The sequence below is a fragment of the Clostridium sp. AF17-21AC genome, from assembly GCF_003461365.1.
GTDB lineage: Bacteria > Bacillota > Clostridia > Lachnospirales > Lachnospiraceae > Coprococcus > Coprococcus ammoniilyticus.
Genome location: NZ_QTWY01000003.1, coordinates 154,983 through 177,283 on the forward strand (window position 1 = coordinate 154,983; position 22,301 = coordinate 177,283).

Genomic DNA, 22,301 nt, shown 5'->3' on the forward strand with positions numbered 1-22,301 from the left:
TTGTGATATCCCTTCTATTATTTAATTTCAGGCTCTCCGTCATGCTGCTTCATCTTCAGATAAACCAGCAGCACAGATATATCTGCCGGTGATACACCGGAGATTCTGGATGCCTGACCGATATTTTCCGGCTTGATATCCTTTAACTTCTGTCTGGCTTCTTTTCGAAGATTCGATACATCATCATAATTCAGATCAGCCGGGATCATCCTCTTTTCCATCTTTTTAAACTGATGTACCTGTTCTGTCTGTCTCTTGATATATCCTTCATACTTGATTGATATATCAATCTGTTCGATCACATCCGCAGGCAACGGATGTCTGTCCGGATCAATCGGTACAATTTTCTCATAAGAAAGCTCCGGTCTGCGGATCAACTCTGCAAGACTTACTGCTGTCTTTAACTCCGTTGTCTCCATAGAACGTAAGAATTCCTGAATCTTACTGTTTCCGCCAACCATCGTTTCTTTTAAACGCTTTGTTTCTTCTTCGATCATTGTACGTTTCTGACAGAATTTCTCATATCTCTCATCGTCGATCAGACCGATTTCATGACCGATATCGGTCAGTCGAAGATCCGCATTATCCTGTCTTAACAGCAGACGATATTCTGCTCTGGAAGTCATCATACGGTATGGTTCTTTTGTCTCCTTTGTAACCAGATCATCGATCAATACACCGATATAAGCCTGTGAACGATCCAATACAACAGGCTCCTTTCCAAGTACCTTTCTGGCTGCATTGATACCTGCCATAAGACCCTGCGCTGCTGCTTCCTCATAACCGGAGCTTCCATTTAACTGACCTGCGCCAAATAAACCTTCCACATTCTTAAATTCCAGTGAATGTTTCAAATTGATCGCACTGATACAATCATACTCGATCGCATAAGCATTTCTTACGATCCTGACATTCTCAAGTCCTTTCATGCTCCGTATCATCTTATACTGAACATCCTCCGGAAGAGAACTGGACATTCCGCCCATATACATCTCATTTGTAAATTCACCCTCCGGCTCTATAAAAATCTGATGTCTCGTCTTATCCGGAAACTTCATAACCTTGTCTTCGATTGAAGGACAGTATCTTGGTCCTGTACCCTCAATCACACCGGAAAACAATGGAGAACGGTTGATATTCTCACGAATTATCTCATGTGTCTCCTCATTTGTATAACAAAGCCAGCAGGATACCTGATCCCGCTTGATATCTTCTTCTGTATTTGTAAAGGAAAATGGAACGATATGCTCATCACCCTTTTGTTCCTCCATCTGAGAGAAATCGATTGTCCTCTTATCCAGTCTTGCAGGTGTACCTGTCTTAAACCGGCGGATACCGATTCCGGCTTCTTTCATGGAATCAGACAAATAATTGGCTGCCATAAGTCCATTTGGTCCTGTATGATTTACGACATCTCCATAGATACATCTTGCTTTCAAATAAGTACCTGTACAGAGAACAACTGCCTTTGCATAATAAGTTGCACCGGAAAATGTCTTAACACCCTTAACAACGCCATCTGTTACCATCAGCTCTGTTACCTCAGCCTGACGTAATACCAGATGATCGGTATTCTCTAATGTATGTTTCATTGTACGGGAATAATTTGACTTATCTGCCTGTGCACGAAGAGAATGAACAGCAGGTCCTTTTGATGCATTTAACATTTTGGACTGAATATAAGTCTTATCAATATTCTTACCCATCTCTCCACCAAGTGCATCCAGTTCTCTTACCAGATGTCCTTTTGAGCTTCCTCCTACATTTGGATTGCAGGGCATCATGGCAACACTGTCCATACTCACTGTAAACAGAATTGTTTCAAGTCCAAGACGGGCAGAAGCAAGTGCAGCTTCACATCCTGCATGACCGGCACCCACAACTACCACATCATAATTTTCTTCAACCACTGGCATTTATCCATCCTCCTATTTACCCATGCAGAATTCTTCAAATATCTTATCTGCAAGATCATCTCTGTTCGTTTCTCCTATAATAAGCCCCAGATGTTCATAAGCATCCATCAGGTCGATTGAGAAGAAATCCTCCTCCATACCCATATCAATGCTTTCTCTTACCTTTAAAAGGCTTTCTCTAGTCTTCATCAGTTCTTCTTTATGTCTCGCATTTGTAATGTACAACTGGTCATTATACTCCAATTCGCCGGAAAAAAATTTGTCATTTAACAGATCATATAATTTTTCTTTTCCATCTCCTGTAGAAGCAGATAACTCTACAATATCACAACCAAGCTCGCATGTTATCCACATTTTATCCACAACTGTTTGTAAGTCATTTTTATTCATAATGGCAATAACATTTTTGCCCTTAATCTCTGATATTATCTGCTTATCGTTGTCATCTAACGGTACAGATCCATCGATCACATATAAGATCAGATCTGCCTGTGATGCAAATTCCAGTGCCTTATCCACACCCATCTTTTCCACAATATCTTCGGTATCCCGGATACCTGCTGTATCCACAATGTTCAGTATAATACCATTTATGTTGACAACTTCCTCTAAGGTATCTCTTGTCGTTCCTGCAATATCCGTAACGATTGCTCTGTTTTCTCCCAGAAACATGTTGAGAAGTGAGGATTTTCCTGCATTTGGCTTACCTACGATAACCGTCTTGATTCCCTCTTTTAAGATCCTTCCATTATCAAAAGTTTGCAGTAATTTATCCACATTATCACCCAACTTATCCACAATTGTCTGTAGTTTCTGTGGGTAACCATCCAGACTGTAATGTTCCGGATCATCAAGTGCTGATTCTATAAACGCTACATTATATAAAATCTGTTCTCTCATATCTATGATCTGATTCTTCAGATCACCACGAAGCTGCATAAGAGAAGATTTCACCGCAAAATCATTCTTGGCACTGATCAGATCCATGACGGATTCTGCCTGTGACAGATCGATCCTTCCATTTAAGAATGCCCGCTTGGTAAATTCTCCCGGTTCTGCGAGTCTTGCACCATTTTTAATTACTGCAGCAAGTACATTCCTTAATACAACCATTCCGCCATGACATTGTAACTCACATACATCTTCACAAGTATAAGTATGTGGAGCACGCATCAGAAGCAGAATACCCTCGTCCAGCTCTTTATCGCCATCATATACCTGTCCAAATGCTGCTGTGTAGCTTTTCATGATTTCTATTTTTTTCTCTTCATTTGCCGGCCTGAACACCTTTGAAGCGACTTCAACTGCATTCTTACCACTGATCCTTATAATACCAACCCCGGCATTTCCCATACCGGTTGCGATTGCTGCGATCGTATCATTTACAAGCATATGATTTCTCCTGTTTCTATCTGATCAATATTCTATATATCATTCACTGACATAACAAATAACATATATTATCATATCACTTTATTTATACTAACATACTTTTAGATAATACACCTATACATACTTTTTTTCTATCCCTAAAAAAAATTTCCGGAAGCCGATTCATCAGAGCCGTTACCCTGATTCTTCATTTTCCGGAAATCATATTTTTCAGAAATTCATATTTACATATGTTTTTCTGTTTTTATACAAGTATCTGTTAGCAAAATACTTTATTATTTGTTATTTCTGTCGTATTTCTTTAAATATACAATAACCTTACGATATGGTTCTTCACCCTCGCTTCTTGTAGATACATACTTATCATTCTGTAAAGTAGCGTGGATAATTCTTCTCTCATAAGGATTCATTGGTTCAAGTGCAAATGAACGCTTTGTTCTCTTTACCTTGAATGCAATGTTCTTGGCAAGATTTTCAAGAGTTTCTTTTCTTCTTGCTCTGTAATTCTCTGTATCAAGCTTTACTCTGATATAAGAGTCGCTCTTCTTGTTTACTGCGAGGCTGATCAGATACTGAAGTGCATCTAATGTCTGACCTCTCTTACCGATCAGAATACCCATCTCAGGACCTTCTACATCGATATCAAGAAGATTTTCTGTCTCGTTAAACTCGATCTTGATGTCAGCCTGAATATCCATAGCCTTGAATAATGTTTCAAGATATTCTCTTACATCATCCACAAATGTTTTCTTCTTTCTGGCACTGATGACAAATGGCTTTGAACCGATCAGTCCAAGAAAACCTGTGCTTCCCTCACTGACTACATTATATTCCAGGTCTGTACTGGCACATCCAAGCTCAACGCTTGCCTGCATAAGTGCCTCATCTAAAGTTTTACCTTTAAATTCTACAAACTCCATTATTTATTTCCTCCCTTATCATTACTCTTATTCTGATACTGAAGCATGATATTTGCTTTGGAACCAATGCTTCCAGATTTGTAATGAACATTGTTTTCTGACTGTTTCACTTCATCAACTGTCGGATTCGTATAACTTTTCAGTCTTGAAGATGCCATTTTGTTAATACTTTCAGACTGGGTGCTATCTGAACTTACATTACCATTCTGAGCGTCCATCATTTTCTCATAAAATGACTTCTTACCGGGATGCTTTGCTTCTTTCTTTGCCTGCTTCTTAGCTGCTTTTACTCTACATTTCTCAAGAACTGCTTCTTTATCACACTTCTTATAATAATTGTTGATAATAAGCTGTGTAATAATCGTGATAACAGAACCTATGATCCAGTAAAGACCAATAGCGATTGGCAGATTAATACAGATAAATAATGACATAAGCGGCATACCGTAAGTCATCATATTCATCATACTGTTTGCCTGTGCTGCTGTAGGATCATTTGAATTTGTGTTAGAAGCACTCATGCTGATCTTTGAAGATACAAACTGCAATACTGCTGACAGGATTGGAACGATCAGTGCTGCTGAAAGCTTCAGTCCGGGAGCATCTGCGATATTCAGATTAAATAAAAATCTGTTCATATTTTCAAAGTTATGAATATAATCTGCTTCTTTTCCACTTGTAAATCCAAAAATATCCTGTAACTGCGACCAGTCATGTGTGGATATCTTATCCAGTACATCGATAACTTTATTATCTGTAAGATTACCTTTTGATACTGCATCCATCATCTGATTGGAAGCTGTAACAGCTGTAGATACCCTGCCATCTGAATCACTTGCTACTGCATTGATGATATCATAATAATTTGCACTAGAATCAAGCTTAATTGAACTTAATTTAGAAGCATCAATCTTATCAATAGCCACTTTCTGCATACTTTCTACAATATACTGGTACTTATCCTTCATATCTCCTACATAAGCAGGGATATTCTGGATAACACGGTACAAACCATAGAATACAGGAAGCTGGATCAGAGTTGGCAGACATCCGGATGTAAGACTTACACCATACTTCTTCTGGATTTTCTGTGTCTCCTGCTGCTTCTTCATCAGGGATTCCTGATCTGTTTTATTGTTATACTTCTTTGTTGCCTTATTAATCTCCGGCTGGATAAAACTCATAATCTTAGAAGATTTCTGCTGCTTGAAATTCAATGGAAACAAACAAGCTCTTATGAAAAACGTAAATAAGATAACGCAGATACTAAGATTAACATATCCTATTCCCATGCTGTTACTGATAATCTCGATCAATTTATACATCAGATCAAAGATCTTACCGAATAACCAACATATCGGTCCTAAGATCATACCGTCTTCTACTGTTAGAAACATCTTGTCCTCCTTTATGGAACGGGATCATATCCTCCTTTAGAAAAAGGATTACATCTAAGTATTCTCCATACAGCCAGGAGGCCACCTTTTATCACTCCATACTTTTCCAAAGCTTCGATCGCATATTGTGAACAGGTTGGAAAATACTTGCAGGTAGGATGTCCTTTTAACATGGACAAATACCTCTGATAAAATCTGATTAAACCAATTAACATTCTTTTCATTTTTAATTTTCACCATCTCTGACTATCGTCAGCTTCTTCAGCCTGAACAGATGCATCATAGCACTTTCTATCTCATGATACCCCTTGTCCTTCGCTGTTACTCTGGCAACGAACACAATGTCATAACCACTGCAAATACAGTCTTTGTTTAATCGATAAGCTTCTCTAATCAATCTGGTTACCCTGTGTCTTACCACACTGTTACCAACTTTTTTACTAACAGAGATTCCAAGTCTATTGTATTCCAAGCTGTTGGCTCTCAGATACATAACTAAATATTTATTGGCCACCGAATCCTTTGTGTTATAAACACTGCCAAACTCTCTGCTGTTTTTTAACGTAATAAAATTACTCATAACATAACCACCAAATCATTGATTGAAAATTAGAAAAACTAAAAAAGGCCACAACCTTGTGACCTATGCTGATAATTTCTTTCTACCCTTAGCTCGTCTAGCGGCCAATACCTTTCTGCCATTAGCAGTGCTCATTCTCTTTCTGAAACCATGAACCTTTGATCTCTGTCTCTTTTTAGGCTGGAAAGTCATCTTCATATCTACACACCTCCTTTATTTATTATGACCATTATTTATCCACATCCATTCGTTTCCTCTGTTTATAACAGACTCAAACGAACACATACAGATACCTACAAAGTCCTTGCATATTATAAATAAATAACCCCATACAGTCAAGTTTTTTTTGAATTTTTCCTTTAAAATCAAGGGTTTTCATATCATAAAACACTTAGTTAGAAAAATGTGATTTTATATTTTTCAAAAATTGGTGTCTATATAATTTTCAAATACAAAATCTAGTGGTTTTTCTTTTTCTCCACATTTATCCATTGATATGAACTTTACCATAATCAATTTACATAATGTTATCCACAAATTGTGAATAACTTGTGGATAACATCTTGATTCATTGTTTTCTTTCTTCCATAAATCCATATTTTATCTTATTTTTTGATGTTCACAATTTATAAGGTAACATTTTTTTTACTTAACATAACAATACTTTTTCATAATTATTATGTAACTTATACACCTTCTTTTTCAAAACAGTTTTTTAACATATATCAAAATGAGTTTCTTCCTATTATATAAAAAATTTTTCTCATATGTCTGTCAGAGGGTAATAAAACTTGAAAAAATGGTCATTTTGTTATAAGATATAAATACGTGGTTCTATGCCTATAACTCCATAGACACAACGACTGGACGGAAAGGATTTTCGGAAGAATGGAAGAATTAATTTTATCAAAATGGGACGAGATACTCTCTCTTCTCGAGACAGAACATGGATTATCCCCTATTGTTGTTAAAACATGGATCAAACCTTTGAAGTTATATTCTGTCGAAGGAAAAAAACTGTATTTTGCAGTTGATGATAGTATGGGTTCAAGAGCCATCGATTTTATTAATAAAAAAATGTACGATATGTTCCTGGTTACTTCTATAAAAGAAGTGCTGGATGACGATTCTATCGAGATTGTAATTGACGTAGAAAGTAATCTGAACAAAACCTCCAAAGAAGAGGTTACCAAAGAAGAATACAACGAAGCGATCACCAAGAGCAATCTCTATCCAAAATATACATTTGATACATTCGTTGTAGGTGAGAGCAATAAGCTCGCTCATGCAACATGTCTTGCTGTCGCAGATTCACCGGGACTGGACAAATTCAACCCACTGTTTTTATATGGTGGAGCAGGTCTTGGCAAAACACATCTGATGCAGTCTATTGCACATTATATTTTACAGCATAATAAGAATATGAAGGTTCTCTATGTACCTTCCAATAAATTTACAAATGAAATCGTAGAAGCGATCAAGAAAAACAAAACCGACGAGTTCCGGGAAAAGTATAGAACCGTTGATGTATTACTGATCGATGATATTCAATATCTTATCGGTAAAGAGAGTACCCAGCAGGAGTTCTTTGATACCTTCAATGCACTTCACGATGAAGGAAAGCAGATCATTCTGTCATCGGATAAGCCTCCTAAAGAAATTAAAACTCTGGAAGAGCGTTTCCGTTCCAGATTTGAATGGGGAGTGCCGATTGATATTCATGCTCCTGATTATGAAACCAGAATGGCAATTCTCAAAAATAAAGTTGAGATGAACGGATACAAGAATATCAGTGACAACATTCTGGAATATATTGCAAATAACGTTACCTATAATGTAAGAGAACTGGAAGGAGCATTAAACAAGATCAGTGTATATGCCGAACTTGGAAATGTTACAATCACAGAGGATCTTGCAAAGAACATATTAAAAGATATGATATCCAAGGAAACCAACGTTACGATCACACCTGATCTTATCATTAATACCGTTTCCGAACACTTAAATATCAGTGTTGATGATATCAAATCTTCAAAACGTAGTCAGGATGTAGCCAATGCAAGACAGATATCCATGTATCTATGCCGTAAATTTACAACAAAGGGATTAAAAAGCATCGGAGATGTATTTGGCGGTAAAGACCATTCGACTGTTTTAAGTAATATCAACAAAGTAGATAAGAGGATTGAAAGTGATCCTGAATATGCAGAGACAATTGATGTCATTATCAAGAAGCTCAGTCCTCACAGCTAATGTTATTTATATGTGGATGAATGTCTGTACTATTGTTATGAAATGTTAGTATCTGACAATTCAATCAATTCAGACGATTTTCAAATGTTTATAAGTCCACTTACAATAACATTGAATATCAGGAAAATTAACATAGACACATAATTGATTTCATAAGAATTTATAAGGATATTTTGAAGTTTCAACAAATCCACACCTACTACTACTGTTATTACTACTTTTATTATTAAATATATATCTACAGACAACCGGGAAAGGAGTTTATAAACAAAATGAAGATTTCGTGTATGAAGGGAAAATTGATGCAGGGAATTAGTAATGTATCAAAAGCTGTATCTACAAAAACCACACATCCAATTCTCTCATGTATTTTCATTGAAGCTGAAAATGGAAATATAAAACTCACAGCAAATGATATGGAAATTGGAATAGAATCTTATGTTGAAGGAACTGTTATCGAAGAAGGAAAGGTTGCGATCGAAGCAAAGCTTTTATCGGACATCGTAAGAAAGCTTCCGGATAGTGAGATACATATGGAAACAAATGAAGATTTCAAGACAACTATCAAATGTGAGAAATCATTATTTACCATTGCAGGAAAATCAGGAGAGGATTTCTCCAGTCTTCCGGTTGTTGAAAAATCCAAATATATTACAATTTCACAGTTTACATTAAGAGAGATTATCAACCAGACGATCTTTTCAATTTCAGACAGCGAATACAATAACGTTATGACAGGTGAATTATTTGAGGTTTCTAATAACAGACTTCGTGTTGTAGCTATTGACGGACATCGTATCGCTATCCGTAATGTAGAATTAAAGGATGAGAGTCAGGATGTGAAGGTTATCGTTCCTGGCAAGGCACTCAGTTATATTAGTAAGATTGTAAATGGTGGAGTAGATGATGATGTAAATATCTACTTTGCAGATAATAATATATTATTTGAATTTGACAGAACAAAGGTTGTATCTCGTCTGGTAGAAGGTGAATTCTTTAGAATTGATAATATGTTAAATGTTGATTATCAGATCAAGTTCACTATCAACAAGAGAGAATTTCTTGACTGTCTGGATCGTTCATCTCTTCTGATCAAAGAATCAGATAAGAAACCGATCAAGCTCACGATAGAAGATAACATGTTATATCTGAAGATAGATTCTCTGATCGGTTCCATGAATGAAGAGATAGAGATTCATAAAGAGGGAAGCAATATCATCATTGGATTCAATCCAAAATTCTTAATGGATGCGATCCGTGCAATTGACGATGATGATATTACTATATACATGAATAATACAAAATCACCTTGTGTAATCAAGGATGAAGAAGAGAATTATATTTATCTGATCCTTCCAATGGGTATCGGAAGCAGATAATCCAGGATTGGAGATAAGAAAAAATGGAAATAATCAAGCTGAGAGATGAATTTATAAAACTAGGTCAGGCATTAAAGGCAGCCGGTTTTGTAGAGTCAGGAGTAGAAGCAAAAGAGGTTATATCTCAGGGTCTTGTTATCGTAAATGGTGAGATTGAGACCAGAAGAGGAAAAAAACTGTATGATGGAGATGAAGTAGAATTTGATGGAGATAAGATCAGTATCCAGAAATAATTCTACACATGTGGCTGGTAGATAGTATGTATGTTGAATCATTGAATATTAACAACTATAGAAATTATGATGAGTTATTCATTATGTTTGATAAGAATACCAATATTTTATATGGTGATAATGCACAGGGAAAAACAAATATACTGGAATCTATCTATATGGCAGCTACAACCAAGTCCCACCGTGGAAGTAAGGATCGGGAAATCATAAAAATAGGTGAAGAAGAGTCACATATACGCCTTTGCATCAAAAAAAGTGATATAAGTCATCGGATTGATATGCATTTGCGTAAAAGCAAGAATAAAGGAGTTGCTATAGATGGACTGCCTATCAGACGTACAACTGAACTTTTTGGTTTATTAAATGTGATATTTTTTTCACCGGAGGATTTATCTATCATAAAAAATGGTCCTTCTGAGAGAAGAAGATTTCTGGATCTGGAGTTGTGTCAGTTAAGCAGATTGTATTATCAGAATCTGTCTTCCTATTCCAAGATATTGAATCAGAGAAATAATCTGTTAAAGCAGATTGCTTATAATAAAAGTCTGATGGATACTTTAGATGTATGGAACATGCAGCTTGTGGATTACGGAAGAAAGGTTATAAAAGAAAGACAGAATTTTATAACGATGTTAAATGATCTGATCGGAGAGATCCATTTGAAGCTGACTTCCGGAAAAGAAAAGCTGGAGATCATCTATGATAAGAATGTTGGTGAAGATGAATTTCAACAGGTGTTGTCAGATAAGGTTCATGTAGATCTGAATTATATGAGCACCCAGACAGGACCTCACAGAGATGACATCATGTTTATGATAAACGGAATCGATGCAAGAAGATTTGGATCACAGGGACAGCAGAGAACAGTCGCTCTTTCTTTGAAGATCGCAGAGATAAAGCTGGTAAAGAATATTATAAATGATAATCCGATACTTCTCCTGGATGATGTTATGTCAGAGCTTGACAGCAGCAGAAGAGAAGCGTTGTTAGAGGAGATCAAAGATATACAAACAATTATAACCTGTACAGGTTATGATGATTTTATAAAAGAACAAGTAGTGATCAATAATGTGTATCATGTTACAAACGGAACCGTTACGAAGATATAAGTTTTGTTTGTTATGGAATATTAAGGAGGAAAAAAATGTCAAATAATTATGATGCTGAACAGATACAGGTTCTGGAAGGACTTGAAGCTGTCAGAAAAAGACCGGGAATGTACATAGGAAGTACGTCTACAAGAGGATTGCATCATCTTGTTTATGAGATTGTTGATAATTCTGTAGATGAAGCTCTGGCTGGTTATTGTAATCACATAGAAGTTTTTATTAACTCTGATAATTCCATAACGGTTGTTGATAATGGACGTGGTATACCTGTAGGTATTCAGGAGAAGACGGGAAAATCAGCACTGGAAGTAGTATTTACCGTTCTTCATGCCGGTGGTAAGTTTGGCGGTGGAGGATATAAGGTATCCGGTGGTCTTCATGGTGTAGGTGCTTCTGTTGTAAATGCTCTTTCTGAATGGTTAGAGGTCGAAGTTACAAGAGATGGTCATATATATAAGCAGACTTATAAGCGTGGTAATGTAGACAGTGCATTGCAGATCATTGCCGATGCACCAGAAGATAAATCAGGAACAAAGGTAACATTTCTTCCGGATAAGACGATATTTGATGATTGGATCTATGATTATGATACATTACGGACAAGACTTCGTGAGACAGCATTCCTTACAAAGGGTCTGAAGATTACATTAACAGATTTTCGTGTAGATCCTCCAAAGGAGAGACATTTTCATTATGAGGGCGGTATCAAAGAGTTTGTTGAATACATGAACAGACACAGAGAAGCACTCTATGACAAAGTAATCTACTGTGAGGGACTTAAGGATGGTGTATATGTAGAAGTTGCTATGCAGCATAATGATTCCTATAACGAAATGATACACAGTTATGTAAATAATATTAATACACCGGAAGGTGGTACACATTTAACAGGTTTTAAGGCAGCCATTACCAAGATTTTCAATGACTACGCAAGAAAGAATAATCTGTTAAAAGAAAAAGAGGATAATCTGTCCGGTGAAGATCTGAGGGAAGGTATGTCTGCGATCGTATCTGTAAAGATCGGTGAACCTCAGTTTGAAGGTCAGACAAAGCAGAAGCTTGGAAATTCAGAAGTAAGACCTGTTGTAGAAAGTATCGTAAGTGAACAGCTTACTTATTTCTTAGAGCAGAATCCGAATATAGCAAAAATAATTATAAATAAATCTGTAATGGCTCAGCGTGCGAGAATTGCAGCAAGAAGAGCCAGAGATGTAGCAAGAAAAGCAAATCTTGCAGATAATATGGCACTTCCCGGAAAGCTTGCAGATTGTTCCGATAAAGATCCGAAGAATTGTGAGATTTACATCGTAGAGGGAGATTCCGCCGGTGGTTCTGCAAAGAAAGCAAGATCCCGTGCAACACAGGCTATCCTTCCACTCCGTGGTAAGATATTAAACGTAGAAAAAGCAAGAATCGACAGAATCCTTGAGAATGCCGAGATCAAAGCAATGATCACAGCATTTGGTACAGGTATTCATGAGAATTTTGATATTGATAAGCTCAGATATAATAAGATCATTATTATGACGGATGCCGATGTAGATGGTGCTCATATCGCAACCCTGCTTCTGACATTTTTCTATCGGTTCATGCCGGATCTGATCCGAAAAGGACATGTATATTTGGCACAGCCACCACTTTATAAGTTGGAGAAGAATAAGAAAATCTGGTATGCCTACAGTGATGATGAACTGAACAGTATCTTGAATGAAGTTGGACGAGATCAGTCAAATAAGATCCAGCGATACAAAGGTCTTGGTGAAATGGATGCAGAACAGTTATGGGAGACAACCATGGATCCGGAAAAGAGAATTTTATTAAAAGTTGCGATTGATGATGATGATGAATCAGAGATTGATATGACCTTCAATGTACTGATGGGAGATAAAGTTGAACCTAGAAGACAGTTCATAGAGACAAATGCCAAGTTCGTTAAGAATCTTGACATTTAAACGAAAGGGAGAAGAACATGGATGACGATAAGATTTTTGACAAAATAAGTGAAGTCGGGCTCAAGAAGACCATGGAGCGGTCTTATATAGATTATGCCATGAGTGTTATTGCAGCACGAGCACTTCCTGATGTAAGAGATGGTTTGAAGCCTGTTCAGAGAAGAATCCTTCACTCAATGATAGAACTGAACAACGGTCCGGATAAGCCACATCGTAAATGTGCCCGTATCGTCGGTGATACCATGGGTAAATATCATCCACATGGAGATAGTTCCATCTATGATGCTCTCGTAAAACTGGCTCAGGACTGGAATACAAGATATCCATTGGTAGATGGTCATGGTAACTTCGGTTCAGAAGATGGTGATGGCGCTGCTGCGATGCGATACACAGAGGCAAGGTTATCAAAGATCAGTATGGAAATGTTAGCTGATATCAATAAAGATACAGTAGATTTTGTACCAAACTTTGATGAGACAGAAAAAGAGCCAACGGTACTTCCATCACGTTTTCCTAATCTATTAGTAAATGGTACAACTGGTATTGCGGTTGGTATGGCTACCAATATTCCACCACATAATTTAAAGGAAGTAATCGGTGCAACCGTAAAAATCATTGATAATCGTATAGAAGAAGACAGAGAAACCTCCATTGATGAGATCATGCAGATTATAAAAGGACCTGATTTTCCTATGGGAGCAGAGATCCTTGGACGTCGTGGAATTGAAGAAGCATACAGAACCGGTCGTGGTAAGATCAAGGTTCGTGCCGTTACAGATATTGAAGCAATGCCAAATGGCAAGCATAAGATTGTAGTAACGGAGCTTCCATACATGGTAAATAAAGCTTTACTGATCCAGAAGATAGTAGAGCTGGTAAAGACCAAGCGTGTAGAAGGAATCACGGATGTAAGAGATGAATCCTCCAGAGAAGGTATCCGTGTTGTCATCGAATTAAAGAAAGATACAAATGCAAATGTACTTCTGAATCAGTTATATAAGCATACACAGCTTCAGGATACATTTGGTGTTAATATGCTGGCACTTGTAGATGGGGTTCCAAAAATTTTAAATATCAGCCAGATGCTCGGATATTATCTGAAGCATCAGGAGGATGTCGTAACCAGACGTACAAAGTATGATCTGAATAAGGCAGAAGAACGAGCACACATCTTACAGGGATTGTTGATCGCACTCGATAATATCGATGAAGTTATCAATATTATCCGTAGTTCCAAGAGTGTACAGGATGCGAAGAACTCATTGATCGAACGATTCGGACTGACAGAGATTCAGGCACAGGCAATTGTAGATATGAGACTTCGTGCTCTGACAGGTCTGGAACGTGAGAAATTAGAGGCAGAATATAAAGAACTGATGGATAAGATCAGTTATCTGAAAGCAATTCTTGCAGATGAAAAGAAATTACTTGGAGTTATCAAAGATGAGCTTCTTGTTATTTCTCAGAAATATGGTGATGAGAGAAGAACCGCTCTTGGCAGAGATGTTGACGAAGTAACAGACGAAGAACTGATCGAGAGAGAAAATATTGTCATAGCCATGACAAAGCTCGGTTATATCAAGCGTATGCCGGAAGACCTCTTCAAGGCACAGAATCGTGGTGGTAAGGGTATCCGTGGTATGCAGACGATCGATGAAGATTACATTGAGAATCTGATCGTAACAACGACACATAATTATCTGATGTTCTTTACAAATACCGGTAGAGTATACCGTCTGAAGGGATATGAGATACCGGAAGCAGGAAGAACAGCCAGAGGTGTTGCAATCGTAAACCTACTTCAGCTTCAGGCAGGTGAGAAGATCACAGCAGTCATTCCGTTAAAGAGCTACGAGGATGGTAAATATCTGTTCATGGCAACCAGAAATGGTATGGTAAAGAAAACAGATATCTTAGAATATCAGAATGTGAGAAAGACAGGACTTACAGCAATTGTTTTGCGTGATAATGATGAACTAATCGAAGTGAAAGCAACAAATGGAGATGATGATATCTTCCTGATTACAAAGAAGGGTATGTCGATTCGTTTTAATGAAAAAGACGTCAGACAGACCGGAAGAACTTCCATGGGTGTAAAGGGTATCCATCTTGGAAAAGATGATATCGTAATTTCCATGCAGATGAGTTCACAGGGAGAAAAAATCCTGCTTGTTACCGAAAATGGTATGGGTAAGAGGACATTAATCTCAGAATTTAATGCCCAGAATCGTGGTGGTAAAGGTGTAAAATGCTACAAGATCACAGAAAAAACAGGTGATCTTGTAGGTGCGAAGATCGTTACCGATGAAAATGATGTTATGATCATCACCACAGAAGGAATCATTATTCGTACAAGTTGTGATGGAATATCTACACTTGGACGAGTAACCTCCGGTGTAAAGGTTATCAACCTGAACTATGATAATAATGTCAAGGTAGCATCCATGACAGAAGTACAAAAAGAAGAATTTGACGATGAGGATCCGGAAGGAGAAAATCCGGAAGAAACAGAAGATACAGAAGATACAGAAGTATCAGAAGAACAGTCATCGGAAGAAGATTCAACAGAAGAATAATATAAAGGATACCGGCTGAATAAGATCAGCCGGTATTCATAAAGAAGGTAAAAAGTTACTAAAAATTGGAGGTGGGATATGCCAGCTAAAATATATTTGGGGTTATATAATGCTATCAACGGCATTGTATTTAAAACAGCAACAACAGAGGCAACAACGGAAGCACAGAATATTATTACCAAAAATGACAGATTAAGTAAATTTTTGGAATCATCCAATAATACGGCAGGTCTTTCCAGTTATATTATGGATATCCTGTATATAATGATCGTACTGGTCATTGCACTGGCATTTTTGACACTGATGGCTCATATATACAGATATATGAAACGAAGAAAAGATCCATATTACAAAAAGAATGATGATGATTTTCTGGATAACTAAAAAAAGAGGATAAGAAAATGCGTACAATTAATACAGATGAGATTATTCAGACTGTAAAAGAAATGTGTATTGAGGCAAATCTGAAGCTGTCAGAGGATATGGAACAGGCAGTCAGAAATGCTGCAGAAGAAGAGGACAGTGTACTTGGAAGACAGATTCTTTCGCAGTTATGTGAAAATTTGGATATAGCAGCAGAGGATCAGATACCGATCTGTCAGGATACAGGAATGGCGGTATTTTTCATTAATGTCGGACAGGATGTTCATGTAGAAGGCATGAATCTGACTGATGCAGTGAACGAAGGAGTCAGACAGGGATATACAGAAGGATATCTTCGTAAATCTGTTGTAAGAGATCCGCTGATCCGTGAAAATACAAAGGACAATACACCGGCAATCATACATTATGATATTGTACCGGGCGAAAATATAGAGATTACGATCGCACCAAAGGGATTCGGAAGCGAGAATATGAGCCGTGTGTTCATGTTAAAGCCTGCTGATGGAGAAGAAGGCGTAAAAGCAGCCGTTCTTCAGGCAGTCAAGGATGCAGGTCCCAATGCATGTCCTCCGATGTTTGTAGGAGTAGGTCTGGGTGGAGATTTTGAAATGGCCGCAAAGCTTGCAAAGAAAGCTCTTACCAGAAAAGCCGGAGAACATTCACCATATGAGCATATTGCAAGAATTGAGAGTGAGATTCTGGATGCCGTTAATCATACAGGAATCGGACCGGGTGGCCTAGGCGGTAAGACAACAGCACTTGCAGTTAATATCGAGACTTATGCAACACATATCGCAGGTATGCCGCTTGCAGTAAATATGTGCTGTCATGTCAACAGACATGTAACGAGGATTCTGTAATGAATCTCAAAAGCTGTCATTAAGGTCAATACATGGCAGATATGAATTACAGAATTTATTTTATAGAAGAATAAAAAGAGAGAGATGAGAAAAATGGATAAGCATATTACAGCACCATTTGATAAAAAACAGGTAGAAGAACTTCATGCAGGAGATTATGTATATATATCAGGTGTGATCTACAGTGCCAGAGATGCTGCACATAAGAGAATGTATGATACATTGATCGAGAATGGAAATGATGAATCAAAGCTTCCAATCCAGTTGGATGGAAATGTGATCTATTATCTGGGACCAACACCTGCAAGAGAAGGTCAGGTCATCGGATCGGCAGGACCAACAACCAGCAGTCGTATGGACAAATATACACCACTCATTCTTTCAAAAGGTTTGAATGGAATGATCGGAAAAGGAAAGAGAAGTCAGGCAGTTATCGATGCCATCGTAGAAAATAAGGCAGTATATTTTGCTGCGGTAGGAGGTGCAGGTGCACTCCTTTCCAAATGTATCAAGAAATCAGAGGTCGTTGCATATGATGATCTGGGAACAGAAGCCATCCGTAAGATGACAGTTGAAAATCTGCCTGTTATTGTAGTAATTGACAGCAAAGGAAATAATCTGTACGAAACAGCGGTTGCAGATTATCTGAAACAGCAGGAATAATATAGAATAAGGCTGTTTTCGTTCTATTATATCAAAATTGATATATTAAAGAATTATAATAGGGACATTCACAGCTATACATAATTATGTGCATCAGGTTACAATAGCATTGTGATGTTCAAAGCCATTTAAATAGTAAATGTTTAAGAGAGATGCGCTGGGATGTTCCTGGCGCATTTTTTCCGTAAAAAAGGAGAGTGATGGATATGGGTAAGAACAAAAAGAAAAAAGAAAGTTATTATGATGCAGACCAATCCGGCAGAAAATTTGGTAAATGGAATTTTATCATGCTGGCAGTAATCATCGTAATAGAAGCAGTATTATATTATGTATTAACGCCGACAATCAATCTTCACAGTGTTGAATTCTGGATATGGATGATCGTAACAGTTGTTGCACTTTTTATTTGTACATTGAATTTAAAGGCAGAACAGATGGATGATATGCCTGTATCACCAAAACTGACGAAGATATTTGGTATTGTGATCGGAATCATGATTCTGGCAGCACTTGTTGGATGGATCGGATCATCCAAATTATTTGCATCTTCCAAATATGCCGGACTGATACAGATCGAAGATGGTGATTTTGAGACTGATATCGTAGAAAGCAAAGAGATCAATGATATAGCACTGATGGATACAGATACCGCAGTTATTATCGGTGAACGTGCGATCGGTTCTTTATCTGATGTAGTCAGCCAGTACGAAGTAAGCAGTGACTACAGTACGATCGATTATAATGGAAGTCCGATGAAGGTAGCAGCTCTGGAATATGCCGGATTCATCAAATATATGAATAATAAAAAGAGCGGTATACCGGGATATGTACTCGTCGATCCGGTAAAGAATGAAGCAAAATATGTAAAGCTTGAAAAACCAATGATCTATTCACCTTCTGCATATTTTAATCAGAATCTGTACCGTCATGTGCAAATGGCATATCCGACGGCTATGTTTGAAGGCTTTTATCTGGAATTGGATGATAACGGAAATCCATATTATATCTGTCCGGTACTGACAGCAAATGCAGGTCTGTTCGGAGCAAAGGATGTAAAGGGCATCGTAATCTGTGATCCATGTACCGGTGATACTGAATATCATGCAGTCGGTGATGTACCAAAATGGGTAGACCGTGTCTATGACGGAGATCTTGCATGCAGAAAATATGACTGGTACGGAAAATTATCTGGTGGCTACTGGAACAGTGTATTTGGAAATAAGGGATGCAAAACGACAACAGATGATTATGGTTATAAGGTCATGAACGGAGATGTGTGGGTATACACCGGCGTAACTTCCGTAAATGGAGATGAATCCAATATCGGTTTTGTTATGATCAATCTTCGTACCGGAGAGAGTAAATATTATTCAATCGCAGGAGCGGAAGAGCATTCTGCCATGGCATCAGCAGAAGGACAGGTACAGCACCTTGGATATAAAGCATCCTTCCCTTCATTAATAAATATTGGTGGTATTCCTACTTATATCATGGTATTAAAGGATAACGGTGGTCTTGTCAAAATGTATGCACTGGTTGATGTCGAGAAATACAACATCGTAGCAACCGGAAATACACAGAAGGAAACACTGATATCTTATAATAAACTGCTGGCACAGAATGGATTAAAGACGGGCAAAGATCTGTCCGACAATCTTCCAAACAAGCAGATCACGGTCAAAGACATTCAGTTCATCCAGTTAGAGGATAGTACCTATGTGTATATTACAGATGAAAAACGAAATGTCTACAAGCAGGATTTTGCTGAAAATGAAAGTCTGATCCTCATTCAGCCGGGAGATTCTATCAAAGTATTTTATCAGGAAGGAGAGGATGCAATCAATCAGTTGATCTCGTACGACAAATAAATCATTTAGAAAAAAATACTGTATAAAAAGGAAATGCTTTGAATGCGTACACTTATATAAAGTATATGCAAGATGTATTTAAAATCTGTGTAAATGTGTACAAACTGCATAAATAAAATTGGCAGTATTCACTAATCACATCAAATTGACACGAGATCAAATATATCGTAAATTATTATTATAGGCTGATTCTTGGGCTGAATCAGCCAGAGCAAAAAGTTTTAAAAAGTAAAGGAGAGTTCTATGGAAAAGAAAAGAGTATTCAGTAAATCATTACTTTTACTGGCAATTACAAGTATTATGCTGTTTGCGATGAGTATTACATCTATGGCAGCGACAAATGTTACAAATATCAGGCAGACAGAAGTAGGGCAGAATAGAGCCAAGATAGAATTTAATGGTGCTGATGGCGCAAAAGGATATTACATCTATTATTCATCAAATAATGGTGCTAAATGGAAAAGAGTAGATGATGATATTTATCCAGATAGTTATAAACCAGAGTATACTTATACTGGCTTAAGTGTGGGATGTACATATAAAGTAAAAGCCGTGCCTGTATATGAAACATATGTAAGTGGCACTGGTTATGTTTATAATGCAAAAGAGAATTTGGCAGCTACAGGTGAAATTGTTACAGCACCGTCATCAGACGCACTGGGCACAGTTAAACAGATTGGTGCAACATATAATTCAGTAACAATACAGTGGTCACCTTCTTATGGTACTACAAAATATGTTATATATCGTGATAATAATATGACAAATGGTGTAAAAGTAGCAGAAGTTAAGGGCTCACAGACTTCTGTAAAGCTTAAAGCCGAAGCAGGAACACAAAGCACATACTATGTATATCCTGTAAGAGTATCTTCAACAGGATATGAAGCAATCTATAGTTATAATTATGAATCGATATCTGGTGTTAAAACTGCACCTAAGGCTCCTGTTAAAGTTGCAAGTTTAGCCTATCATAATATAAGTTGGGATAAATATAGCAGAACTAAAGTAACAGTTGGTTGGGATAGAAATGATAATAATGAGTTCTATGAACAGGGATATAGAATTGCTGTTTATTCAGTTGATGGTAAGAAAAAGCTGAAAACATATAATATTACCAATTCATATACAAGAAGCAAGACATTTAGCTTGAAGGCAATAAAGAATAAAGGATTCAGAGTAAAGGTTTCAAGTTATGTTGTAGTAAATGGTAAGAAGTGTTACAGCAAATGGTCAAAAACTAAGGTTGTAATTCCTCAGGCAAATGTTAAACTTACAAGAAAGTCAAAGACTTCTGTAAAATTATCATGGAAGAAAGTTTCAAATGCTACAGGCTATACTATCTATGCATGCAAGAATGCAGGTTCATTTACCAGCAATAAAAAATGGTATAAGGTTGCAAAAGTAGGAAAGAAAACAACATCATATACTGTTAAAAAGCTGAAAACCGGTAATTATGCAGGATTTTATGTTATACCAACTGTAAAGATCGGTAAGAAGTCATATAAGGCAGATGCCACATGGTATATGAGTATGTACATGAGCAAGTATTATTAAAATTTTACTTTAATAATCATAAAAGTATTTAGTTGAAAAAACACTGGAGAAATCATAAGTTTTGATGGTTTTTCCAGTGTTTTTTATAATTTCAATCTTATAATCAGGGACTAGGATTCAAGACCAGAATGATATATAATAAAGACCATAAAAATAGCGGAATTTACAAATATATTGAAGAAAGAGGGAATGCGATATGATGAAGAGGAAAACAATGGGAAACAAAATCGTCAGGTATGCATTATTGATCATGGCATTGGTGATTGCCGGATCAACACATCTGGTGAGCCAGGCAGAAACAGAAGATACGAAAGCGGAGACATATGGGGTATGGCAACCAAAGCCGGCATATGTAAATAATATCAGACAGACAAAGGCAACTACGAATTCTTATACGATTGAGTGGGATGCTTCAGAGGGAGCGGAATATTATAAGGTTCTGGATGAAAATGGAAACCTTCTAAAAACAGTAGTTGGAAAAACTTCAGTTACCATAAAAGCAAAAGCCGGAACAAAAAGAACCCTGTTGCTTGTTGCAGGAAGGACGACAGAAGAAGGCGAAGCACTGGAGAGTTGGGCTCGCAGAGTTTATAATATAAAAACAACACCAAAAAAAGTGAAAAATCTGGCATCTTTTAAAAAAAATTATTTACAGTGGAGACTGAAAGATGACCGTATAAATATCAAATGGGACAAAAATCCGAAAGATGAAGTGTATGCAGAGGGTTATAAGATAGTTATTTATTCCGCAGATGGAAAGAAAAAGCTTAAAACCTATGCAAGCACAAATCCATATCTGACTTTTAGCCGAAAAGATGTGAAAAACAAAGGGTTCAAATGTAAGGTTGCCGGATATATTACGATCAATAATAAGAAGTGTTATGGAGAATGGTCAGATCTTAAAACCATCATACCGGGTGCAAAAATTACATCGACTACCATGGCAGGACGATATAATGTGCGACTGAAATGGAAGAAGGTCGACAAAGCAGTAAAATATACGATCTATTTATGTGAAAATCCATTTGATCCAATCGAGAACCGGATATATCGCAAGCTTGGAACCGTTAAGGGAAACAAAACCAGCTTCGTGACAAAACTTCTAACACCAGGAAAGTCATTGGGACTTTATGTTATTCCAACTGTAAAGATAAAAGGAAAACAATATACCGCAGATAAGACCTGGTATACACATGTAAAACTGGTATATTAATAACTGCCGGTAGACATTAAAAAGATGAAAATAAATGTTGACTATGTATCAA

The 22,301-nt window shown here is 37.1% G+C and carries 19 protein-coding genes; 12 read left to right on the plus strand and 7 right to left on the minus strand.

Annotated elements, in window-relative coordinates:
- Positions 1 to 17: 17 nt before the first annotated feature.
- From mnmG to rpmH, 7 genes are all read right to left on the minus strand, one after another.
- Positions 18 to 1,916, minus strand: coding sequence for a tRNA uridine-5-carboxymethylaminomethyl(34) synthesis enzyme MnmG (gene mnmG, locus DWW85_RS05805; RefSeq protein ID WP_117807959.1), 1,899 nt, complete (start codon positions 1,914 to 1,916; stop codon positions 18 to 20).
- A 12-nt stretch (positions 1,917 to 1,928) separates the two neighbouring features.
- Positions 1,929 to 3,308, minus strand: a complete 1,380-nt coding sequence (gene mnmE, locus DWW85_RS05810; RefSeq protein ID WP_117807961.1) for a tRNA uridine-5-carboxymethylaminomethyl(34) synthesis GTPase MnmE — start codon at positions 3,306 to 3,308, stop codon at positions 1,929 to 1,931.
- A 275-nt stretch (positions 3,309 to 3,583) separates the two neighbouring features.
- Complete coding sequence (jag, locus tag DWW85_RS05815; RefSeq protein ID WP_021944268.1) at positions 3,584 to 4,228, minus strand: RNA-binding cell elongation regulator Jag/EloR; 645 nt, start codon at positions 4,226 to 4,228, stop codon at positions 3,584 to 3,586.
- On the minus strand, positions 4,228 to 5,625 hold the full coding sequence (locus DWW85_RS05820; RefSeq protein ID WP_117784571.1) for a YidC/Oxa1 family membrane protein insertase: 1,398 nt from the start codon (positions 5,623 to 5,625) through the stop codon (positions 4,228 to 4,230). The genes jag and DWW85_RS05820 overlap by 1 nt, the downstream gene beginning before the upstream one ends.
- 11 nt (positions 5,626 to 5,636) lie before the next feature.
- Positions 5,637 to 5,849: a membrane protein insertion efficiency factor YidD gene (gene yidD / locus DWW85_RS05825; RefSeq protein WP_084770674.1), complete on the minus strand. Its 213-nt coding sequence runs from the start codon at positions 5,847 to 5,849 to the stop codon at positions 5,637 to 5,639.
- A 2-nt stretch (positions 5,850 to 5,851) separates the two neighbouring features.
- Positions 5,852 to 6,205: a ribonuclease P protein component gene (rnpA, locus tag DWW85_RS05830; RefSeq protein ID WP_021944266.1), complete on the minus strand. Its 354-nt coding sequence runs from the start codon at positions 6,203 to 6,205 to the stop codon at positions 5,852 to 5,854.
- Positions 6,206 to 6,268: 63 nt separating this feature from the next.
- Positions 6,269 to 6,403, minus strand: coding sequence for a 50S ribosomal protein L34 (rpmH, locus tag DWW85_RS05835; RefSeq protein ID WP_004852723.1), 135 nt, complete (start codon positions 6,401 to 6,403; stop codon positions 6,269 to 6,271).
- A 690-nt stretch (positions 6,404 to 7,093) separates the two neighbouring features.
- Between rpmH and dnaA the strand changes: the two genes are divergently transcribed.
- From dnaA to DWW85_RS05895, 12 genes are all read left to right on the plus strand, one after another.
- Positions 7,094 to 8,458: a chromosomal replication initiator protein DnaA gene (gene dnaA, locus DWW85_RS05840; protein ID WP_021944265.1), complete on the plus strand. Its 1,365-nt coding sequence runs from the start codon at positions 7,094 to 7,096 to the stop codon at positions 8,456 to 8,458.
- 272 nt (positions 8,459 to 8,730) lie between these two features.
- Positions 8,731 to 9,837, plus strand: coding sequence for a DNA polymerase III subunit beta (dnaN, locus tag DWW85_RS05845; RefSeq protein WP_021944264.1), 1,107 nt, complete (start codon positions 8,731 to 8,733; stop codon positions 9,835 to 9,837).
- Between the two features lie 23 nt (positions 9,838 to 9,860).
- Positions 9,861 to 10,070 carry an RNA-binding S4 domain-containing protein gene (locus tag DWW85_RS05850; protein WP_008401671.1) on the plus strand — a complete coding sequence of 70 codons (210 nt, stop codon included), beginning with the start codon at positions 9,861 to 9,863 and terminating at the stop codon, positions 10,068 to 10,070.
- 26 nt (positions 10,071 to 10,096) lie between these two features.
- Positions 10,097 to 11,179 (plus strand): DNA replication/repair protein RecF, encoded by a 1,083-nt coding sequence (recF, locus tag DWW85_RS05855; protein WP_117808131.1) that lies wholly within the window; start codon positions 10,097 to 10,099, stop codon positions 11,177 to 11,179.
- A gap of 35 nt (positions 11,180 to 11,214) precedes the next feature.
- Positions 11,215 to 13,131 carry a DNA topoisomerase (ATP-hydrolyzing) subunit B gene (gene gyrB, locus DWW85_RS05860; RefSeq protein ID WP_117784569.1) on the plus strand — a complete coding sequence of 639 codons (1,917 nt, stop codon included), beginning with the start codon at positions 11,215 to 11,217 and terminating at the stop codon, positions 13,129 to 13,131.
- Between the two features lie 17 nt (positions 13,132 to 13,148).
- Positions 13,149 to 15,707, plus strand: a complete 2,559-nt coding sequence (gene gyrA / locus DWW85_RS05865; RefSeq protein WP_117807963.1) for a DNA gyrase subunit A — start codon at positions 13,149 to 13,151, stop codon at positions 15,705 to 15,707.
- Positions 15,708 to 15,785: 78 nt separating this feature from the next.
- Positions 15,786 to 16,091 (plus strand): hypothetical protein, encoded by a 306-nt coding sequence (locus DWW85_RS05870; RefSeq protein ID WP_021944260.1) that lies wholly within the window; start codon positions 15,786 to 15,788, stop codon positions 16,089 to 16,091.
- 17 nt (positions 16,092 to 16,108) lie between these two features.
- Entirely contained in the window at positions 16,109 to 16,951 is an 843-nt protein-coding gene (locus DWW85_RS05875) for a fumarate hydratase (protein ID WP_021944259.1), read from the plus strand.
- Between the two features lie 93 nt (positions 16,952 to 17,044).
- Positions 17,045 to 17,614 carry a Fe-S-containing hydro-lyase gene (locus tag DWW85_RS05880; RefSeq protein ID WP_117807966.1) on the plus strand — a complete coding sequence of 190 codons (570 nt, stop codon included), beginning with the start codon at positions 17,045 to 17,047 and terminating at the stop codon, positions 17,612 to 17,614.
- A 206-nt stretch (positions 17,615 to 17,820) separates the two neighbouring features.
- A complete protein-coding gene (locus DWW85_RS05885) occupies positions 17,821 to 19,482 on the plus strand; it encodes a hypothetical protein (RefSeq protein ID WP_117807968.1) in 1,662 nt (553 codons plus the stop codon).
- Between the two features lie 243 nt (positions 19,483 to 19,725).
- Complete coding sequence (locus tag DWW85_RS05890; RefSeq protein WP_117807970.1) at positions 19,726 to 21,036, plus strand: fibronectin type III domain-containing protein; 1,311 nt, start codon at positions 19,726 to 19,728, stop codon at positions 21,034 to 21,036.
- 214 nt (positions 21,037 to 21,250) lie between these two features.
- Positions 21,251 to 22,249, plus strand: coding sequence for a hypothetical protein (locus tag DWW85_RS05895; protein ID WP_117807972.1), 999 nt, complete (start codon positions 21,251 to 21,253; stop codon positions 22,247 to 22,249).
- The last annotated feature ends 52 nt before the right edge of the window (positions 22,250 to 22,301 follow it).

What these genes read in the sequence shown, in the direction of transcription:
- gyrB (WP_117784569.1), top strand. Translation starts at nt 11,215, where the DNA reads ATGTCAAATAATTATGATGCTGAACAGATACAGGTTCTGGAAGGACTT.
- dnaA (WP_021944265.1), top strand. Translation starts at nt 7,094, where the DNA reads ATGGAAGAATTAATTTTATCAAAATGGGACGAGATACTCTCTCTTCTC.
- DWW85_RS05820 (WP_117784571.1), bottom strand. Translation starts at nt 5,625, where the DNA reads ATGTTTCTAACAGTAGAAGACGGTATGATCTTAGGACCGATATGTTGG.
- DWW85_RS05870 (WP_021944260.1), top strand. Translation starts at nt 15,786, where the DNA reads ATGCCAGCTAAAATATATTTGGGGTTATATAATGCTATCAACGGCATT.
- rpmH (WP_004852723.1), bottom strand. Translation starts at nt 6,403, where the DNA reads ATGAAGATGACTTTCCAGCCTAAAAAGAGACAGAGATCAAAGGTTCAT.
- DWW85_RS05875 (WP_021944259.1), top strand. Translation starts at nt 16,109, where the DNA reads ATGCGTACAATTAATACAGATGAGATTATTCAGACTGTAAAAGAAATG.
- DWW85_RS05880 (WP_117807966.1), top strand. Translation starts at nt 17,045, where the DNA reads ATGGATAAGCATATTACAGCACCATTTGATAAAAAACAGGTAGAAGAA.
- DWW85_RS05850 (WP_008401671.1), top strand. Translation starts at nt 9,861, where the DNA reads ATGGAAATAATCAAGCTGAGAGATGAATTTATAAAACTAGGTCAGGCA.
- dnaN (WP_021944264.1), top strand. Translation starts at nt 8,731, where the DNA reads ATGAAGATTTCGTGTATGAAGGGAAAATTGATGCAGGGAATTAGTAAT.
- rnpA (WP_021944266.1), bottom strand. Translation starts at nt 6,205, where the DNA reads ATGAGTAATTTTATTACGTTAAAAAACAGCAGAGAGTTTGGCAGTGTT.
- DWW85_RS05895 (WP_117807972.1), top strand. Translation starts at nt 21,251, where the DNA reads ATGGGAAACAAAATCGTCAGGTATGCATTATTGATCATGGCATTGGTG.
- recF (WP_117808131.1), top strand. Translation starts at nt 10,097, where the DNA reads ATGTATGTTGAATCATTGAATATTAACAACTATAGAAATTATGATGAG.
- yidD (WP_084770674.1), bottom strand. Translation starts at nt 5,849, where the DNA reads ATGAAAAGAATGTTAATTGGTTTAATCAGATTTTATCAGAGGTATTTG.
- mnmE (WP_117807961.1), bottom strand. Translation starts at nt 3,308, where the DNA reads ATGCTTGTAAATGATACGATCGCAGCAATCGCAACCGGTATGGGAAAT.
- DWW85_RS05885 (WP_117807968.1), top strand. Translation starts at nt 17,821, where the DNA reads ATGGGTAAGAACAAAAAGAAAAAAGAAAGTTATTATGATGCAGACCAA.
- mnmG (WP_117807959.1), bottom strand. Translation starts at nt 1,916, where the DNA reads ATGCCAGTGGTTGAAGAAAATTATGATGTGGTAGTTGTGGGTGCCGGT.
- gyrA (WP_117807963.1), top strand. Translation starts at nt 13,149, where the DNA reads ATGGATGACGATAAGATTTTTGACAAAATAAGTGAAGTCGGGCTCAAG.
- DWW85_RS05890 (WP_117807970.1), top strand. Translation starts at nt 19,726, where the DNA reads ATGGAAAAGAAAAGAGTATTCAGTAAATCATTACTTTTACTGGCAATT.
- jag (WP_021944268.1), bottom strand. Translation starts at nt 4,228, where the DNA reads ATGGAGTTTGTAGAATTTAAAGGTAAAACTTTAGATGAGGCACTTATG.